The organism is Burkholderia sp. BCC1047 (assembly GCF_902833155.1).
GTDB lineage: Bacteria > Pseudomonadota > Gammaproteobacteria > Burkholderiales > Burkholderiaceae > Burkholderia > Burkholderia sola.
Genome location: NZ_CADFEH010000028.1, coordinates 17,467 through 33,432 on the forward strand (window position 1 = coordinate 17,467; position 15,966 = coordinate 33,432).

17 protein-coding genes and 1 tRNA gene are annotated in these 15,966 nt (G+C 67.6%); 15 read left to right on the forward strand and 3 right to left on the reverse strand.

Annotated elements, in window-relative coordinates:
- The first annotated feature begins 72 nt into the window (after window positions 1-72).
- Together HWX55_RS25545 and trmB are read left to right on the forward strand one after the other, a co-directional pair.
- Window positions 73-147 (forward strand) — tRNA-Gly (locus tag HWX55_RS25545).
- 131 nt (window positions 148-278) lie between these two features.
- Complete coding sequence (trmB, locus tag HWX55_RS25550) at window positions 279-1,055, forward strand: tRNA (guanosine(46)-N7)-methyltransferase TrmB (protein ID WP_175977730.1); 777 nt, start codon at window positions 279-281, stop codon at window positions 1,053-1,055.
- Window positions 1,056-1,148: 93 nt separating this feature from the next.
- On the opposite strand, the gene HWX55_RS25555 is transcribed toward trmB, so the two are convergent.
- From HWX55_RS25555 to HWX55_RS25565, 3 genes are all read right to left on the reverse strand, one after another.
- On the reverse strand, window positions 1,149-1,979 hold the full coding sequence (locus HWX55_RS25555; protein WP_175977731.1) for an undecaprenyl-diphosphate phosphatase: 831 nt from the start codon (window positions 1,977-1,979) through the stop codon (window positions 1,149-1,151).
- A gap of 79 nt (window positions 1,980-2,058) precedes the next feature.
- The gene (locus HWX55_RS25560) at window positions 2,059-2,640 is read right to left on the reverse strand and encodes a DUF1439 domain-containing protein (protein WP_089488226.1); all 582 of its coding nucleotides are present in this window, start codon (window positions 2,638-2,640) and stop codon (window positions 2,059-2,061) included.
- Window positions 2,637-2,954, reverse strand: coding sequence for a YkgJ family cysteine cluster protein (locus HWX55_RS25565; protein WP_175977732.1), 318 nt, complete (start codon window positions 2,952-2,954; stop codon window positions 2,637-2,639). The genes HWX55_RS25560 and HWX55_RS25565 overlap by 4 nt, the downstream gene beginning before the upstream one ends.
- 173 nt (window positions 2,955-3,127) lie before the next feature.
- Between HWX55_RS25565 and hemN the strand changes: the two genes are divergently transcribed.
- From hemN to ureC, 13 genes are all read left to right on the forward strand, one after another.
- A complete protein-coding gene (gene hemN, locus HWX55_RS25570; RefSeq protein ID WP_175977733.1) occupies window positions 3,128-4,519 on the forward strand; it encodes an oxygen-independent coproporphyrinogen III oxidase in 1,392 nt (463 codons plus the stop codon).
- Window positions 4,520-4,605: 86 nt separating this feature from the next.
- The gene (locus tag HWX55_RS25575; protein WP_006488573.1) at window positions 4,606-4,863 is read left to right on the forward strand and encodes a hypothetical protein; all 258 of its coding nucleotides are present in this window, start codon (window positions 4,606-4,608) and stop codon (window positions 4,861-4,863) included.
- 104 nt (window positions 4,864-4,967) lie between these two features.
- Window positions 4,968-5,624 carry a protein-L-isoaspartate O-methyltransferase gene (locus tag HWX55_RS25580; RefSeq protein ID WP_175977734.1) on the forward strand — a complete coding sequence of 219 codons (657 nt, stop codon included), beginning with the start codon at window positions 4,968-4,970 and terminating at the stop codon, window positions 5,622-5,624.
- A 14-nt stretch (window positions 5,625-5,638) separates the two neighbouring features.
- Window positions 5,639-5,962, forward strand: coding sequence for a rhodanese-like domain-containing protein (locus HWX55_RS25585; protein ID WP_059779501.1), 324 nt, complete (start codon window positions 5,639-5,641; stop codon window positions 5,960-5,962).
- Between the two features lie 356 nt (window positions 5,963-6,318).
- A complete protein-coding gene (urtA, locus tag HWX55_RS25590; protein ID WP_175977735.1) occupies window positions 6,319-7,626 on the forward strand; it encodes an urea ABC transporter substrate-binding protein in 1,308 nt (435 codons plus the stop codon).
- A 148-nt stretch (window positions 7,627-7,774) separates the two neighbouring features.
- Window positions 7,775-9,394, forward strand: coding sequence for an urea ABC transporter permease subunit UrtB (gene urtB, locus HWX55_RS25595; RefSeq protein ID WP_175977736.1), 1,620 nt, complete (start codon window positions 7,775-7,777; stop codon window positions 9,392-9,394).
- 1 nt (window position 9,395) lies between these two features.
- Entirely contained in the window at window positions 9,396-10,583 is a 1,188-nt protein-coding gene (gene urtC, locus HWX55_RS25600; RefSeq protein ID WP_175977737.1) for an urea ABC transporter permease subunit UrtC, read from the forward strand.
- Complete coding sequence (gene urtD, locus HWX55_RS25605; protein ID WP_175977738.1) at window positions 10,580-11,440, forward strand: urea ABC transporter ATP-binding protein UrtD; 861 nt, start codon at window positions 10,580-10,582, stop codon at window positions 11,438-11,440. Before urtC ends, urtD begins: the two co-directional genes overlap by 4 nt.
- Window positions 11,441-11,444: 4 nt before the next feature.
- A complete protein-coding gene (urtE, locus tag HWX55_RS25610) occupies window positions 11,445-12,137 on the forward strand; it encodes an urea ABC transporter ATP-binding subunit UrtE (protein WP_050011644.1) in 693 nt (230 codons plus the stop codon).
- A gap of 359 nt (window positions 12,138-12,496) precedes the next feature.
- On the forward strand, window positions 12,497-13,372 hold the full coding sequence (locus tag HWX55_RS25615; RefSeq protein WP_175977739.1) for an urease accessory protein UreD: 876 nt from the start codon (window positions 12,497-12,499) through the stop codon (window positions 13,370-13,372).
- Between the two features lie 235 nt (window positions 13,373-13,607).
- Window positions 13,608-13,910 carry an urease subunit gamma gene (ureA, locus tag HWX55_RS25620; protein WP_006406310.1) on the forward strand — a complete coding sequence of 101 codons (303 nt, stop codon included), beginning with the start codon at window positions 13,608-13,610 and terminating at the stop codon, window positions 13,908-13,910.
- 8 nt (window positions 13,911-13,918) lie between these two features.
- A complete protein-coding gene (locus HWX55_RS25625; RefSeq protein ID WP_011544772.1) occupies window positions 13,919-14,224 on the forward strand; it encodes an urease subunit beta in 306 nt (101 codons plus the stop codon).
- Between the two features lie 28 nt (window positions 14,225-14,252).
- On the forward strand, window positions 14,253-15,959 hold the full coding sequence (ureC, locus tag HWX55_RS25630; protein WP_175977740.1) for an urease subunit alpha: 1,707 nt from the start codon (window positions 14,253-14,255) through the stop codon (window positions 15,957-15,959).
- Window positions 15,960-15,966 lie beyond the last annotated feature (7 nt).

Here is a 15,966-nt window from a genome sequence, read left to right on the forward strand (position 1 = left end):
CAGTTTCGATGCCACCGGCCAAAACGCCCCGCTTGCCATCCCCACCCAAACCCCTGTAGAATTGCGCGTTCTGCGGGCGTCGTATAATGGCCATTACCTCAGCTTCCCAAGCTGATGACGTGGGTTCGATTCCCATCGCCCGCTCCACTTTCCGGCTGCACAACAGCCTGCGCATGAGCCGCCTCGTCGAAGGCGGCTTTTTTGTACCATGCGCCGAATCGCCCGGCAGCATTGCTGCGCAACGGGCCCTCGCCCGAACCGAGCCTTTCTCTGTACCGATGATGCACGACGACCCGAACGAAGCCGGCCTTCCGCCGCACGACGACGCCATTCCCGACGAAGCCGACCAAGCCACCGAAGGCGCCGACGAAGTCAACCCGCTGCACCACCGCCGCATCCGCAGCTTCGTGACGCGCGCCGGCCGCGTGTCGACCGGCCAGCGCCGCGCGCTCGACGAATTCGGCCCGCGCTTCGTCGTCCCGTATGCGCCGGAACTGCCCGACTGGAACGCGATCTTCGGCCGCAGCGCACCGCGCATCCTCGAGATCGGTTTCGGGATGGGCGCGTCGACCGCGGAAATCGCCGCGCACCGCCCGGGCGACGATTTCCTCGGCGTCGAGGTACACGAGCCGGGCGTCGGCGCGCTGCTGAAGCTGATCGGCGAGCAGGATCTGACGAACATCCGCATCATCCAGCACGACGCGGTCGAGGTGCTCGAGCACATGATCGCGCCGGAAAGCCTCGACGGCGTCCACATCTTCTTTCCCGATCCGTGGCACAAGGCGCGTCACCACAAGCGCCGGCTGATCCAGCCGCCGCTCGTCGCGCATCTCGCATCGCGCCTGAAGCCCGGCGCGTACCTGCACTGCGCGACCGACTGGCAGAACTACGCGGAGCAGATGCTGGAAGTGCTCGGCGCGGAACCGACGCTCGAAAACACGGCCGCCGATTACGCACCGCGCCCCGACTACCGCCCGGTGACGAAGTTCGAACGGCGCGGGCTGCGGCTCGGCCACGGCGTGTGGGACCTGGTGTTCCGCAAGCGCGCAAGCTGAGCGTCCCACCCTGCGCAGCATAAAAAATCCCGACCGGCGTCTCGCGCCGGTCGGGATTTTTTCATGGAGCGGCGCATCGACCGCTCGCCGGCCTCACGCCCAGTTCAGCCAGCCGCTGTAACCCACCAGCAACACGAACAGCCCGAACGCGATCCGGTACCACGCGAACACCGTGAAATCGTGCGTCGCGACGTAGCGCAGCAGCCAGCGCACGCACACGAACGCGCTGACGAACGCCGACACGAGCCCGAGCACGAACAGGCCGAGCGAATCGACGGTAAACGCCTGCCAGTCCTTCACGGTTTCGTAGAGCGTCGCGCCGAAGATGATCGGAATCGCGAGGAAGAACGAGAATTCGGTGGCCACGCGGCGGTCGAGACCGAAGAGCATCCCGCCGATGATCGTCGAGCCCGAGCGCGACATGCCGGGCACCAGCGCGAAGCACTGCGCGATACCGACCTTGAGCGCGTCGAGCGGCGTCAGCGCGTCGACCGACATCACGCGCGGCGGCGCGCCGCGTTCACGCTGCCGCGCCTCGGCCCACAGGATGATCGCGCCGCCCACGACGAGCGCGAACGCGACGGGCACCGGCGAGAACAGCACGGCCTTGATCTTCTTCTCGAACAGGAGGCCGAGCGCGATCGCGGGAATCGTCGCGATCACGACGTTCAGCGTGAAGCGCTGCGCGTCGGGCCGGCTCGGCAGCCCGGACACGACGGACACGATCCGCTGCCGGTATTCCCAGCAGACCGCGAGGATCGCGCCGAACTGGATCACGACGTCGAACGTCTTCGCGTGCGAATCGTTGAAATTCAGGAAGCTGCCCGCGACGATCAGGTGACCGGTGCTCGACACCGGCAGGAATTCCGTCAGCCCCTCGACGACGCCGAGGATCAATGCCTTGCAGATCAGGATCCAGTCCATCCGTGGCCCAACTCCGAAATGGTCGAAAGAAAAGGCCACTCTTGCGCGCGCGGCCCGCCCGGCCGTGCGCGCCCCGTCGTCACTTTTCGACGATCGCCACGCGTATGCCGTTTGTAAGGATCGTAATTGTACCGGGTTCGTAGTTCACTCCGGCAAATTGCAGTTGTTCCGGCTTGAACGTGTAGATCGGATAGTTGGTCAGCAGCTGCGTCGCGAGCAGGCCGGCGGCCGCGCCGACCTGCTGCGCGTACATCTGCGCGTCGCCGTCGAGCGCGAGGCTGTCGACGGCCGGCGCCTTCAGCACGACCGAGCGGCTCGGCGCGTCGTACGCGAGCTGGCCCGACACGGTGAACTTGCCGCTGACGGGCCCGCGCAGGAACGGGCTCACGAAGTTCGCGTCGAGCTGCACGGCGACGCGGTTCTGGTCCGGCAGCAGGTTGACGGCCGGATTCGCGAGCGACACGTCGACGACTTGCGCGACCGTCTTCTGGTAAGGAAACTTCCGTGCGACGGCCTTCTGCACGTCGCCGCGCGAGAACGTGTAGTGATCGGGAATGAACGGGAACGTCGACGCGCACGCGGCAAGCGATACGCATACGCCGACGGCGCCGATAGCGGCAGCGAGAAAACGGCGCCGGCCGGGCGCGCGAGGGACGGTCATGCTGATTTCTCTCCTGGATGCGCCGGCCGCGTCGCGGCCTCGAGGCGCGTGAGCCACGCGAGCGCGTCGTCGCGCGACGCGCCGCACATGTCGGCGGACGGCTGCAGCCCGGAGCAGCACGCGGGGCGCTCGGGTCGGCCGAAAATCATGCAGCGCAGGTCGTCGCCGAGCTGCACGCAGCGCACGCCGGCCGGCTTGCCGTCGGGCATGCCCGGAATCGGGCTGGAAATCGACGGCGCGATGCAGCACGCGCCGCAGCCCTCGCGGCATGCATGCGGCGGCGGGACTTCGGCGGGCGCCGGGCGGACAGGCATTTCGACGGACACTCGGCTCTCTCGACGAACAACGAAAAACGGTGCGGCAACCGGACGCGGCGTCCGGCAGCCCCACCCCGCATTGTGCCATCGCCGGCTGCGACGTTATTACACAATGCAGCCCAACCGCGTGTTCCTATACTCGAACGCATCTAAAAACGCGCGAGATCGCCATGCGTTCCGGTTCTGCCGACCCGATGTTCCGTCCCGATTTGCTTACGAAATATGGCGCGAACGGGCCGCGCTATACGTCGTACCCGACCGCACTGCAGTTCCGCGACGATTTCGATCCGGCCGACTACATCCGCGCGGCCGGCGACCCCGGCGCGTCGTCGAGCGACCTGTCGCTGTACTTCCACATTCCGTTCTGCAACACCGCGTGCTTCTACTGCGGCTGCAACAAGATCGCGACCAACAACCGCCGCCGCGCGCGCCCGTATCTCGAGCAGCTCAAGCGCGAGATGGCGCTGCAGGCCGCGCTGTTCGATCCGTCCCGCCCCGTCACGCAACTGCATTGGGGCGGCGGTACGCCAACCTTCCTGTCCGACGACGAAACGGCCGAGCTGATGGCGGCCACGCGCGAGCATTTCGCGCTCGCACCGGACGCCGACGCCGAATTCTCGATCGAGATCGATCCGCGCACGGTCACGCCGGCGACGCTCGTCCACCTGCGCACGATCGGCTTCAACCGGCTGAGCCTCGGCGTGCAGGATTTCGACCCGGTCGTGCAGCAGGCGATCAACCGCATCCAGCCACGCGCGATGACGGCCGACCTGCTCGCCGCCGCACGGGCGACCGGCTTCCATTCGGTGAGCGTCGACCTGATCTACGGGCTGCCGCACCAGACGGTCACCGTGTTCGCACGCACGCTCGAGACGATCATCGAGCTCGCGCCCGATCGCCTGTCGGTGTTCGGCTACGCGCACATGCCGCACCTGTTCAAGATGCAGCGGCAGATCGACGATGCGACGCTGCCGCCGCCGGAAGCGCGCATCGCGCTGCTCGGCCTCGCGATCGACATGCTGACGTCGGCCGGCTACGTGTACATCGGGATGGACCACTTCGCGCGGCCGTCCGACGAACTCGTGCGCGCGCAGCGCAACGGCACGCTGCAACGCAATTTCCAGGGCTACAGCACGCGTGCGGATACCGACCTGATCGGCTTCGGCGTGTCGTCGATCGGCAAGGTCGGCGACGTCTACGCGCAGAACGCGAAGGACCTGCCCGCGTACGGCGCCGCACTCGACGCGGGCCGGCTGCCGATCGCGCGCGGCGTGCGGCTCACGCCGGACGACCGGCTGCGCCGCGACGTGATCACGCAACTGATGTGCAACCTCGAACTGCCGTTCTCGCATGTCGAGGCCGCGCATGGCATCCGCTTCGCTGATCATTTCGCGCGCGAGCTCGACGCGCTGCGCCCGTTCGAGCGCGACGGGCTGCTGACGATCGCGCGCGACCGGCTGACGATCCATCCGGCCGGCCGGATGGTCGTGCGCAACATCGCGATGGCGTTCGACGCATACCTCGGCCAGACGTCGCGGCAGCGCTACTCGCGCACGGTTTAGGGCGGTTCGCGCCGGCCACGGGCCGGCGCCGGCCCGGCCGGTTTGATAGAGTGTGAGGCTTACATCCGCTTCGCCAGCCCCCCAAGATGCGCACCACCAAAGCGACCCACGCGGTCGAACGCCTGAAGACCCGCTCCGGCAACCCGCAGTTCGCGGCCGTCGCGATGGCGGGCGGCCTGTTCTATCTCGTCGACCGCTCGGGCGGCACCGCCGAGAAGCGCTGCGAGCCGCTGCCGCTCGACGAGTTCGTCAAGTTCGTCGACGAATTTGGCCCCAAAAAGCCGCGCAAGGCGAGCAAGCTGGACCTCGCATTCGAGGCGCAGATCAAGAAGAGCAAAGGGTAAAGGTCTGTTGCAGGCCGCCTGAAGGCTTCGCGGCCGTGCCGTTTGGTACAATCACGAAGTTTCTCTACCCCCGCTGATGGCCAACCAGGCTGCGTGACCACACCATGAATATCGAAAACGCGCGTTTCAACATGATCGAACAGCAGATCCGTCCGTGGGACGTGCTGGATCTGGATGTCCTGGGCCTGCTGTCGATCGTCAAGCGTGAAAACTACGTGCCGGCCCAATATCGCGATCTCGCGTTCGCCGATCTCGAACTGCCGCTGCCGGGCGGCGCGAGCAAGATGCTGTTCCCGCGTGTCGAAGCGCGCGTGCTGCAGGAGCTGGCGGTCAAGAAGCACGAGAACGTGCTCGTGATCGGCGCGGGCTCGGGCTACCTGGCCGCGCTGTTCGCGCATCGCGCGCAGCACGTCACGGCCGTCGAGATCGATCCGGCGATCGCGAAGTTCGCGGAAGACAACCTGCGCAACGACGGCGTGACCAACGCCGAAGTCGTGCTCGGCGACGGCTCGCGCGGCTGGGCGGCCAAGGTGCCGTACGACGTGATCTGCGTCGCAGGCGGCCTGCCGGTCGTGCCGCAGGAAATGCTCGAGCAGCTGAAGGTCGGCGGCCGCCTGGCGGCGTTCGTCGGCGGCCGTCCGGTAATGAAGGCGCAGATCATCACGCGCATCGACGACAAGCAGTACCGCGTCGCCGACGTGTTCGAAACCTACATCGACCACCTCGTCAACGCGATCGAGCCGTCGCGCTTCAAGTTCTGAGCGACGGAGCCTCCATGCAGATCCTGACGCCCGCGATGCTCGCGGAATGGCTCGGCGACACGGCGCGCCCCGCGCCGATCGTGCTCGACGTGCGCGAGCCGTGGGAAATCGCGACCGCGCAAATCGCCGGCAGCGTGGCGATTCCGATGCAGCAGATTCCCGCGCGCAGCGAAGAACTCGACGACGAAGCGGAAATCGTCTGCGTGTGCCATCACGGGATGCGCAGCGCGCAGGTCGCGATGTTCCTCGAATCGCGCGGCTTCACGAAGCTGTACAACCTGCAAGGCGGGATCGACGCGTGGTCGCGCGACGTCGATCCGTCCGTGCCGCGCTACTGATCGATCCTTCCGGCGGCGCATCATGCGCCGCCGCGCCGCCCGGCACCCCGCCGCCGGCCGCACCGATCCGCCGAACGGGCGCGCACTGCGCGCCCGTTTCTCTTTCCGCCCCGGTTTCCCTGCGTTTCGACGCCGCCGCACCGTCGTGCACCATTTGCGCCCGTGCGTCTGCACCGCAACGGACCGCGCATGCTGCACGGCGCGTCATCCGCACCGCGCCGATGCCCGCTGGTGCCCGCCCGTGCCCCGCGCAGGCACGCCCGACGTGCATCTCGCGCGACTGGCACATGCCTTGCGTTACACGATGGCCGGCGCCGCCACGGCGCACGCGCATCCAACACGACAAGGGGATCCCGATGAAACGTCGCAGTCTGTTGAAGTTCGGTTCGATGGCCGGCGCGCTCGCGCTGGCGGGCAAGAGCCCGTTCGCGCACGCGGCCGATGCGGGCACCGGCCCGATCAAGGTCGGCATCCTGCATTCGCTGTCGGGCACGATGGCGATCTCGGAGACGTCGCTGAAGGACACCGCGCTGATGACGATCGCCGACATCAACAAGAGCGGCGGTGTGATGGGTCGCAAGCTCGAACCGGTGGTGGTCGACCCGGCGTCGAACTGGCCGCTGTTCGCCGAGAAGGCGCGCCAGCTGCTCACGCAGGACAAGGTCGCGTGCGTGTTCGGCTGCTGGACGTCGGTGTCGCGCAAGTCGGTGCTGCCGGTGTTCGAGGAACTGAACGGGCTGCTCTACTACCCGGTGCAGTATGAAGGCGAGGAAATGTCGCGCAACGTGTTCTACACGGGCGCCGCGCCGAACCAGCAGGCGATTCCGGCCGTCGAGTACCTGATGGGCGCGGAAGGCGGCGGCGCGAAGCGCTTCTTCCTGCTCGGCACCGACTACGTGTATCCGCGCACGACCAACAAGATCCTGCGCGCGTTCCTGAAATCGAAGGGCGTGAAGGACGCCGACATTCAGGAGGTCTACACGCCGTTCGGCCACAGCGATTACCAGACCATCGTCGCGAACATCAAGACCTTCGCGCAGGGCGGCAAGACGACCGTGATCTCGACGATCAACGGCGACTCGAACGTGCCGTTCTACAAGGAACTCGGCAACCAGGGCATCAAGGCGACCGACGTGCCGGTCGTCGCGTTCTCGGTCGGCGAGGAAGAGCTGCGCGGGATCGATACGAAGCCGCTCGTCGGCCACCTCGCCGCGTGGAACTACTTCATGTCGGTGAAGAACCCGACCAACACGAAGTTCAAGGACCAGTTCGCCGCGTGGGTGAAGGCGAACAACCTGCCGGGCGACGCGAAGCGCGTGACCAACGATCCGATGGAAGCCACCTACGTCGGCATCCACATGTGGAAGCAGGCCGTCGAGAAGGCGAAGAGCACCGACGTCGACAAGGTGCGCGTCGCGATGATCGGCCAGACGGTGGCCGCGCCGTCGGGCTTCACGCTCGCGATGGACGGCAACCATCACCTGCACAAGCCGGTGATGATCGGCGAGATCCGCGGCGACGGACAGTTCAACGTCGTGTGGAAGACGAAGACGGCCGTGCGCGCGCAGCCGTGGAGCCCGTTCATCGCGGGCAACCAGGGCAAGCCGGACGTCGTCAGCTCGATTCCGGCGTTCCTGCGCCGGCAGCGCGCGGCGCTGGCGTGATGCCGTGCGGCGCGTCGCGCTTCGTGTGCGACGTGCCGCTCGCTTGCTCGCCCGCTGCCGATGCGCCGGCCGCGCTTGCCGTGACCAACCGCCCGCGCCGGCGCAGCGCCGCACCACGCCGCTCCCCCACGCCCGACAGGATTTCCCGATGCCTACACGCTTTCGCCGAGCCGCCCGCGCGATCGCCGCATGCGCCGCCCTCGCGGGCCTGCTGCCGCACGCCGCGTTCGCGCTGACGGCGGCCGACACCGCCGCGCTCGTCGGCGACGACTTCGACGCGAAGACGGCCGCGATCGAACGGCTCGCCGCCGACACCGACCCGCGCGCCGTTGCGGTGCTCAACGCGCTGTCGAGCGGCGATGCGCTCGCGACCGGCGACGGCCACCTGCTGATCCAGTCCGGCGACACCGCGCACGACGCACTCACGCAGGCCGCGACGCCGGCCGGCGACGCGCAGCCGGTGATGCTGAACAACCTGCTGCGCACGAAGATCGCCGGCGCGCTGTCGGGCCTCGCGCTCGCGTCGCCCGACGTGGCCGCGCGCCGCGACGCGATCGACGCGCTGCTGAAGTCGCCCGACCCGGCGCTCAAGCCGATGATCGATCGCGCGCGCGCCAAGGAAACCGATCCGGCGTTGAAGCGCCGTCTCGATGCACTATGGGCGATCGCCGCGCTGCACGATGCCGATCCGGCGAAACGCCTCGAAGCCGTGCAGGTAGTGGCCGCGCGCAGCGATCTCGACATGATCGAACAACTGCGCCCGCTCGTCGCGAAGAACGCCGACGGCAGCTACGCGGAACCCGACGCGCGCGTGCGCGACGCCGCGCAACAAGGGCTCGATACGTTGCACGCGCTGCAGCGCCGCGGCGAGATCGTCGGCACGCTGTTCGCCGGCCTGTCGCTCGGCAGCGTGCTGCTGCTCGCCGCGCTCGGCCTCGCGATCACGTACGGGCTGATCGGCGTGATCAACATGGCGCACGGCGAATTCCTGATGATCGGTGCGTACGCAACCTATGTCGTGCAGACGCTGATCCAGCGCTACGCGCCCGGCGCATTCGACTGGTATCCGCTCGTCGCCGTGCCGGTGTCGTTCGCGGTGGCCGCGCTCGTCGGCATCGTGCTCGAACGGCTCGTGCTGCGGCACCTGTACGGCCGCCCGCTCGAAACGCTGCTCGCGACCTTCGGCGTGAGCCTGATCCTGATCCAGGCCACCCGCATGCTGTTCGGCGCGCAGAACGTGCAGGTCGTGAACCCGTCGTGGATGAGCGGCGGAGTGACGGTGATGCAGAACCTGATCCTGCCGTACAACCGGCTCGCGATCCTCGCGTTCGCGCTCGCGGTGGTGTTCGTCGCGTGGGCCGTGCTGACGAAGACGCGGCTCGGTCTGTTCGTGCGCGCGGTCACGCAGAACCGCCGGATGGCCGCGTGCGTCGGCGTGAAGACCGCCCGCGTCGACGCGTATGCGTTCGCATTCGGCGCGGGCATCGCGGGCCTCGGCGGCTGCGCGCTGTCGCAGATCGGCAACGTGGGCCCCGATCTCGGCCAGAACTACATCATCGATTCGTTCATGGCCGTCGTGCTCGGCGGCGTCGGGCAGATCGCCGGCACCGTGCTGGGCGGCTTCGGGCTCGGCCTCGCGAGCAAGGCGATCGAACCGTTCTGGGGCGCCGTGCTCGCGAAGATCGCGGTGCTCGTGATGATCGTGCTGTTCATCCAGAAACGCCCGCAGGGCATGTTCGCCCCGAAGGGCCGCAGCGCGGAGGCTTGACGTGACTTCATACACCGATTCGATGTCGAACCCGGTCGCCGACACGTCGAAGCCCGCTGCCGGCGCGCGCGCGGCGGACGGCTTCGCGCTCGGCCTGCCGCCCCGCCCCGCGCTGCTGTCGCGCCGCGCGTGGCTCGCGCTCGTCGCGCTGTGCGTGGCGATCGGCGTCGGCGTGCCGCTCGCCGCGCTCGTCGCGCCGGAAGCCAGCGCGTTCCATCTGTCCGCGTACACGATGACGCTCGCCGGCAAGCTGATGTGCTACGCGATCGCCGCGCTCGCGCTCGATCTCGTGTGGGGCTACTGCGGGATCCTGAGCCTCGGCCACGGCTTGTTCTTCGCGCTCGGCGGCTATGCGATCGGCATGTACCTGATGCGCGAGATCGGCCGCGAAGGCAAGTACGGCAGCGACCTGCCCGACTTCATGGTGTTCCTCGACTGGCACCAGTTGCCGTGGTACTGGAGCGGCACGCAGCATCTCGCGTGGGCGCTCGCGCTCGTCGTGCTCGTGCCGGCCGTGCTCGCGTGGGTGTTCGGCTTCTTCACGTTCCGCTCGCGCGTGAAGGGCGTGTACCTGTCGATCATCACGCAGGCCATGACGTTCGCCGCGATGCTGCTGTTCTATCGCAACGAAACGGGCTTCGGCGGCAACAACGGCTTCACCGATTTCAAGCGCATCGCCGGCTTCGCGATCACGTCGCCGGCCACACGCACGGTGCTGTTGCTGCTGACCTTCGCGACGCTCGTGCTCGCGTTCGTCGCCGCGCGCGCGATCGTCACGAGCAAGCTCGGGCGCGTGGTGACCGCGGTGCGCGACGGCGAGACGCGGCTGATGTTCCTCGGCTACAGCCCACTCGCGTACAAGCTGTTCGTGTGGACCGTGTCGGCCGTGCTGTGCGGCATCGCCGGCGCGCTGTACGTGCCGCAGGTCGGCATCATCAATCCTGGCGAGATGTCGCCCGGCAACTCGATCGAGATGGCGATCTGGGTCGCGGTGGGCGGGCGCGGCACGCTGATCGGGCCGATCGTCGGCGCGTTCGCGGTGAACGGCGCAAAGAGCTTCTTCACCGCGTACTTCGCCGAATACTGGCTGTTCTTCCTCGGCCTGATCTTCGTGCTCGTGCCGCTGTTGCTGCCGCGCGGGATCATGGGCCTCGTCGAAACCGTGCTCGCGAAGGGGAAACGCGCATGAACGGAACGGCTCTCTATCAGTTCACGCCACCGCCGCCCGAGGACGAGCTGCTCGCCGTCAGCGGCAGCGCGTCGATGGGGCGCGTCGTGCCGGCCGGCATCGATACGTCGCACGGCACGATCCTCTATCTCGAGGATATCGAGGTGAGCTTCGACGGCTTTCGTGCGCTCAAGAAATTGTCGCTCGCGATCGACGTGGGCGAGCTGCGCTGCGTGATCGGCCCGAACGGCGCGGGCAAGACGACGATGATGGACGTGATCACCGGCAAGACGCGGCCCGATGCGGGCAAGGTGTTTCTCGGCCAGACGATCGACCTCGCGCGGATGAACGAACCGGAAATCGCGCGGGCGGGCATCGGCCGCAAGTTCCAGAAGCCGACCGTGTTCGAACAGCATCCGGTGTGGGAAAACCTCGAACTCGCGATGCAGACCGACAAGGGCTGGCTCGCGTCGCTGCGCGCGCGGCTCGACCACACCGCGCAGGCGAAGATCGAGGAGACGCTCGCGCTGATCGGCCTCGAAAGCCACGCGTATCGCGCGGCCGGCGAGCTGTCGCACGGGCAGAAGCAGCGGCTCGAAATCGGCATGCTGCTGATGCAGCGTCCCGCGCTGCTGCTGCTCGACGAGCCGGCGGCCGGGATGACCGACCACGAGACGATGGAACTCGCCGAGCTGCTGAACACGCTGCGCGGCACCTGCTCGATGATGGTCGTCGAGCACGACATGGAGTTCGTCGCGGCGCTCGCGGGCGACACGGGGCGCGTGACGGTGATGGCTGAAGGCGCGGTGCTTGCGCACGGCACGCTCGACCAGGTCAAGCGCGACGACGCGGTGATCGAGTCTTACCTCGGACGATGATGCGATGCTGAAAATCGAAGCGCTGAACCAGTACTACGGCGGCAGCCATATCTTGCGCAACGTGAACCTCGCCGCCGACGACGGCAAGCTGACCGTGCTGCTCGGCCGCAACGGCGTCGGCAAAAGCACGCTGCTGCGCTGCCTGATGGGGGTCGTCGCCGCGAAAAGCGGCAGCGTGTCGTGGCGCGGCACCGCGCTCGGCGCACTGCCGCCGTATGCGCGCGTCGCGGCGGGGCTCGCGTACGTGCCGCAGGGCCGCGACATCTTTCCGCGGCTCACCGTCGAGGAGAACCTGCTCGTGGGCGCGGCGAGCCGCAAGGCGCCGTCGAAAGTGCCCGATCGCATCTACGACCTGTTCCCGGTACTGAAGGACATGCGCGCGCGGCGCGGCGGCGACCTGTCGGGCGGTCAGCAGCAACAGCTCGCGATCGGCCGCGCGCTGATGAGCGAGCCGCAGCTGCTGATCCTCGACGAGCCGACCGAAGGCATCCAGCCGTCGATCATCCAGGACATCGGGCGCACGCTGCGCCAGCTCGTCGACGAATCGAAGATGACCGTGCTGCTCGTCGAACAGTATTACGATTTCGCGCGCTCGATCGCGGATCGATATTGGGTGATGAGCCGCGGGGAGGTCATCGCGGGGGGCGACGCGCGGGATATGGAGACGAACGGCGTGCGCGAGTTGATCGCGGTGTAGTGAAGGCTGAGACAAATACCGCGAGGCGACAACAGTTTCATTAAAATGGGCTTCTTCAACGCTCGCTGAAACCCGGAATTTCAGTGAAAACTTGACAAATTTCACTGAAATACGGCTTCGGTCCTACTTCGGTGCGACGCTTCGTCGAGGACACACGCATACTCGGCGATCGCACGCCGGATCAATGGCAGCAGGATGCGTTCGGACAAGTCGATGCACTGCTGCATGAGCTCGGGTTGCGACGTTGACCGGAGACGACATGCAACCGTTCATCACCGCTATTCGAACGCGCAACGGTGCCGCGCGTCTTGGTTAATGTTCTTGTAGCATCCATGCTCGAGCCTCTCCACGCCCAATAGATGTCCGCCCCCGATTCGCACGCCCCGCTGTCCCGCCCCGCCGTCGCCAAGTCGTGGCGCGGCCGCCTCGAACTCGGCTTCGAGCGGCACGGTGCGCGCACGACGCTCGCGCACCGGCTGCACGACGGCCCGTTGCGCGTGCAGCGGCCGCTGTACCCGGAAGGCGACGCGATCTGCCACGCGGTGATCGTGCACCCACCGGGCGGCGTCGCGGGCGGCGACCGGCTCGACATCGACATCGCGCTCGGCGACGACACGCACGCGGTGCTGACGACGCCCGGCGCGACCAAGTGGTACAAGTCGAACGGGCTCGACGCGACGCAGCGCATCGGCATCGCGGTCGGCGCGCACGCGAAACTCGACTGGCTGCCGCAGAACAACCTGTTCTTCGACGCGGCGCACGCAGCACTCGACTTCACGGTGACGCTCGGCGCAGGCGCGAGCGCAATCGGCTGGGACGCGACGCAATTGGGCCGGCAGGCGGCCGGCGAAACCTGGTCGGCGGGACGCATCGTGTCGACATCGGCGCTCGTCGATGCCGACGGCCGGCCGCTGTGGACCGAGCGCGCGCTGCTCGACGCGCGCGACCCGCTGCGCGGCGCGCTGCAGGGCCTCGCCGGTTTTCCCGCCTACGGCACGCTGTGGGCGGCCGGCGCCGCGTGCGACGCCGCACTCGCCGAATCGCTCGCCGCGCGCATGCCGTTCGACGACACGCTGCGCGCGGGCGCCACCTGCGTGACGCCCGGCGTCGTGCTGGTGCGCGCGATATCGACGTCGATGGAAGCGCTGCAGCGCCACTTCACCGACTGCTGGCTGCAGTTGCGACCGATCGTGCACGGCGTCGACGCGCGGCCGCTGCGTCTCTGGCAAACCTGATCGCGCACGCGTCACGCACCGTTTCGGCGCAACGCCACCCCACACCGCGCACCCTGTACATGCATCGCGCACCATGAATGCGCATGGCAGCACGCCGGATGCACATGGCACGCACCTTGCTGCTTACATAAGCGATACACGACGCACGCCAAACAGCGCGGTGCTACGATGATCCGCACCCCTGCCGGTTGCGTGCGCACCGATAAAAATTACGTTTTCCTGAACGCCTGCCTTCATGAAACTGACTCCCCGCGAAAAGGACAAGCTGCTGATCTTCACAGCGGCGTTGCTTGCCGAACGCCGCCGCGCGCGCGGCCTGAAGCTCAACTATCCGGAGGCGGTGGCCTTCATCACCGCGGCGCTGATGGAAGCCGCGCGCGACGGCAAGACCGTGGCCGAGGTGATGCACTACGGCACGACGCTGCTCACGCGCGACGATGTGATGGACGGCGTGCCGGAAATGATTCCCGACATCCAGGTCGAAGCGACCTTCCCCGACGGCACGAAGCTCGTGACCGTCCACCACCCGATTCCGTGAGGCCCCGCATGATCCCCGGCGAAATCCTCACCGACGACGGCGAACACGAACTGAACGCGGGCCGCGCGACGCTGTCGCTCGTCGTCGCGAACACCGGCGATCGCCCGGTGCAGGTCGGCTCGCACTACCACTTCTTCGAAGTGAACGACGCGCTGTCGTTCGACCGCGCGGCCGCGCGCGGCTTCCGGCTCAACATCGCGGCCGGCACGGCCGTGCGCTTCGAGCCGGGCCAGACGCGCACCGTCGAGCTCGTCGCCCTCGCGGGCGAGCGAGCCGTCTACGGTTTTCAGGGCAAGGTGATGGGGCCGCTGTAAGCCGCGCCCCGCTCTTCAGGAACAGCACATGACACTACGCTTGAGCCGCCGCGCGTACGCGGAAATGTTCGGGCCGACGACGGGCGACCGCGTGCGGCTCGCGGATACCGAACTGCTGATCGAGATCGAACGCGACTTCACCACGTACGGCGAGGAAGTGAAATTCGGCGGCGGGAAAGTGATCCGCGACGGGATGGGCCAGTCGCAGCGCGTGGCCGCCGACGTGCCCGATACCGTCATCACGAACGCGGTGATCCTCGATCACTGGGGCATCGTGAAGGCCGACATCGCGATCAAGCACGGCCGCATCGCCGCGATCGGCAAGGCCGGCAACCCCGACATCCAGCCGGGCGTGACGATCGCGATCGGCGCCGCGACCGAAGTGATCGCCGGCGAAGGGCTGATCGTGACGGCGGGCGGCATCGACACGCACATTCACTTCATCAGCCCGCAGCAGATCGACGAGGCGCTGGCCTCGGGTGTCACGACGATGCTCGGCGGCGGCACGGGACCGGCCACCGGCACCAACGCGACGACCTGCACGCCGGGCCCGTGGCACATGGAGCGGATGCTGCAGGCGGCCGACGGCTGGCCGATCAACCTCGGCTTCCTCGGCAAGGGCAATGCGAGCCTGCCGCAGCCGCTCGTCGAGCAGATCGCGGCCGGCGCGATCGGCCTGAAGCTGCACGAGGACTGGGGCACGACGCCCGCCGCGATCGACAACTGCCTGTCGGTCGCCGACGACACCGACACGCAGGTCGCGATCCACACGGACACGCTGAACGAAGCCGGCTTCGTCGAATCGACGGTCGCCGCGTTCAAGGGCCGCACGATCCACACGTACCACACCGAAGGTGCGGGCGGCGGTCACGCGCCCGACATCCTGAAGGTGTGCGGCGAGATGAACGTGCTGCCGTCGTCGACCAATCCGACGCGCCCGTACACGATCAACACGCTCGACGAGCATCTCGACATGCTGATGGTGTGCCATCACCTCGATCCGTCGATCGCCGAGGATCTCGCGTTCGCCGAATCGCGCATTCGCCGCGAGACGATCGCGGCCGAGGACATCCTGCACGATCTCGGCGCGCTGTCGATGCTGTCGTCCGATTCGCAGGCGATGGGCCGCGCCGGCGAAGTGATCATCCGCACGTGGCAAACCGCGCACAAGATGAAGGTGCAGCGCGGCGCGCTGCCGGAAGACGGCGCGCGCAACGACAACTTCCGCGCGAAACGCTACGTCGCGAAGTACACGATCAACCCGGCGCTCACGCACGGCATCGCGCACGAAGTCGGCTCGATCGAGCCCGGCAAGTGGGCCGACCTCGTGCTGTGGGAGCCCGCGTTCTTCGGGATCAAGCCGTCGATGATCCTGAAGGGCGGGATGATCGCCGTCGCGCAGATGGGCGACCCGAACGCGTCGATCCCGACGCCGCAGCCGGTTCACTATCGCGAGATGTTCGCGACGCGCGGCGGGGCGCTCGCGCGCACGTCGCTGACCTTCGTGTCGCAGATGGCGGCCGATGCGGGCATCGCGGAGCGCTACGGCCTCGCGAAGCGGATCGTGCCGGTGCGCAACTGCCGCAACGTGACGAAGGCCGACATGATCCACAACGCATGGCGCCCGTCGATCAGCGTCGATCCGGAAACCTACGACGTGATCGCCGACGGCCAGTTGCTCACCTGCGAACCGGCGACGGTGCTGCCGATGGCGCAGCGCTATTTCCTGTTCTGATCCGGAA

Bases quoted from the DNA above. Each gene is read 5' to 3' on its own strand.
- urtA (WP_175977735.1), top strand. From the start codon at position 6,319: ATGAAACGTCGCAGTCTGTTGAAGTTCGGTTCGATGGCCGGCGCGCTC.
- HWX55_RS25580 (WP_175977734.1), top strand. From the start codon at position 4,968: ATGAATATCGAAAACGCGCGTTTCAACATGATCGAACAGCAGATCCGT.
- HWX55_RS25625 (WP_011544772.1), top strand. From the start codon at position 13,919: ATGATCCCCGGCGAAATCCTCACCGACGACGGCGAACACGAACTGAAC.
- ureC (WP_175977740.1), top strand. From the start codon at position 14,253: ATGACACTACGCTTGAGCCGCCGCGCGTACGCGGAAATGTTCGGGCCG.
- hemN (WP_175977733.1), top strand. From the start codon at position 3,128: ATGCGTTCCGGTTCTGCCGACCCGATGTTCCGTCCCGATTTGCTTACG.
- HWX55_RS25575 (WP_006488573.1), top strand. From the start codon at position 4,606: ATGCGCACCACCAAAGCGACCCACGCGGTCGAACGCCTGAAGACCCGC.
- trmB (WP_175977730.1), top strand. From the start codon at position 279: ATGATGCACGACGACCCGAACGAAGCCGGCCTTCCGCCGCACGACGAC.
- HWX55_RS25565 (WP_175977732.1), bottom strand. From the start codon at position 2,954: ATGCCTGTCCGCCCGGCGCCCGCCGAAGTCCCGCCGCCGCATGCATGC.
- urtB (WP_175977736.1), top strand. From the start codon at position 7,775: ATGCCTACACGCTTTCGCCGAGCCGCCCGCGCGATCGCCGCATGCGCC.
- HWX55_RS25585 (WP_059779501.1), top strand. From the start codon at position 5,639: ATGCAGATCCTGACGCCCGCGATGCTCGCGGAATGGCTCGGCGACACG.
- HWX55_RS25555 (WP_175977731.1), bottom strand. From the start codon at position 1,979: ATGGACTGGATCCTGATCTGCAAGGCATTGATCCTCGGCGTCGTCGAG.
- HWX55_RS25615 (WP_175977739.1), top strand. From the start codon at position 12,497: ATGTCCGCCCCCGATTCGCACGCCCCGCTGTCCCGCCCCGCCGTCGCC.
- urtE (WP_050011644.1), top strand. From the start codon at position 11,445: ATGCTGAAAATCGAAGCGCTGAACCAGTACTACGGCGGCAGCCATATC.
- urtD (WP_175977738.1), top strand. From the start codon at position 10,580: ATGAACGGAACGGCTCTCTATCAGTTCACGCCACCGCCGCCCGAGGAC.
- HWX55_RS25560 (WP_089488226.1), bottom strand. From the start codon at position 2,640: ATGACCGTCCCTCGCGCGCCCGGCCGGCGCCGTTTTCTCGCTGCCGCT.
- ureA (WP_006406310.1), top strand. From the start codon at position 13,608: ATGAAACTGACTCCCCGCGAAAAGGACAAGCTGCTGATCTTCACAGCG.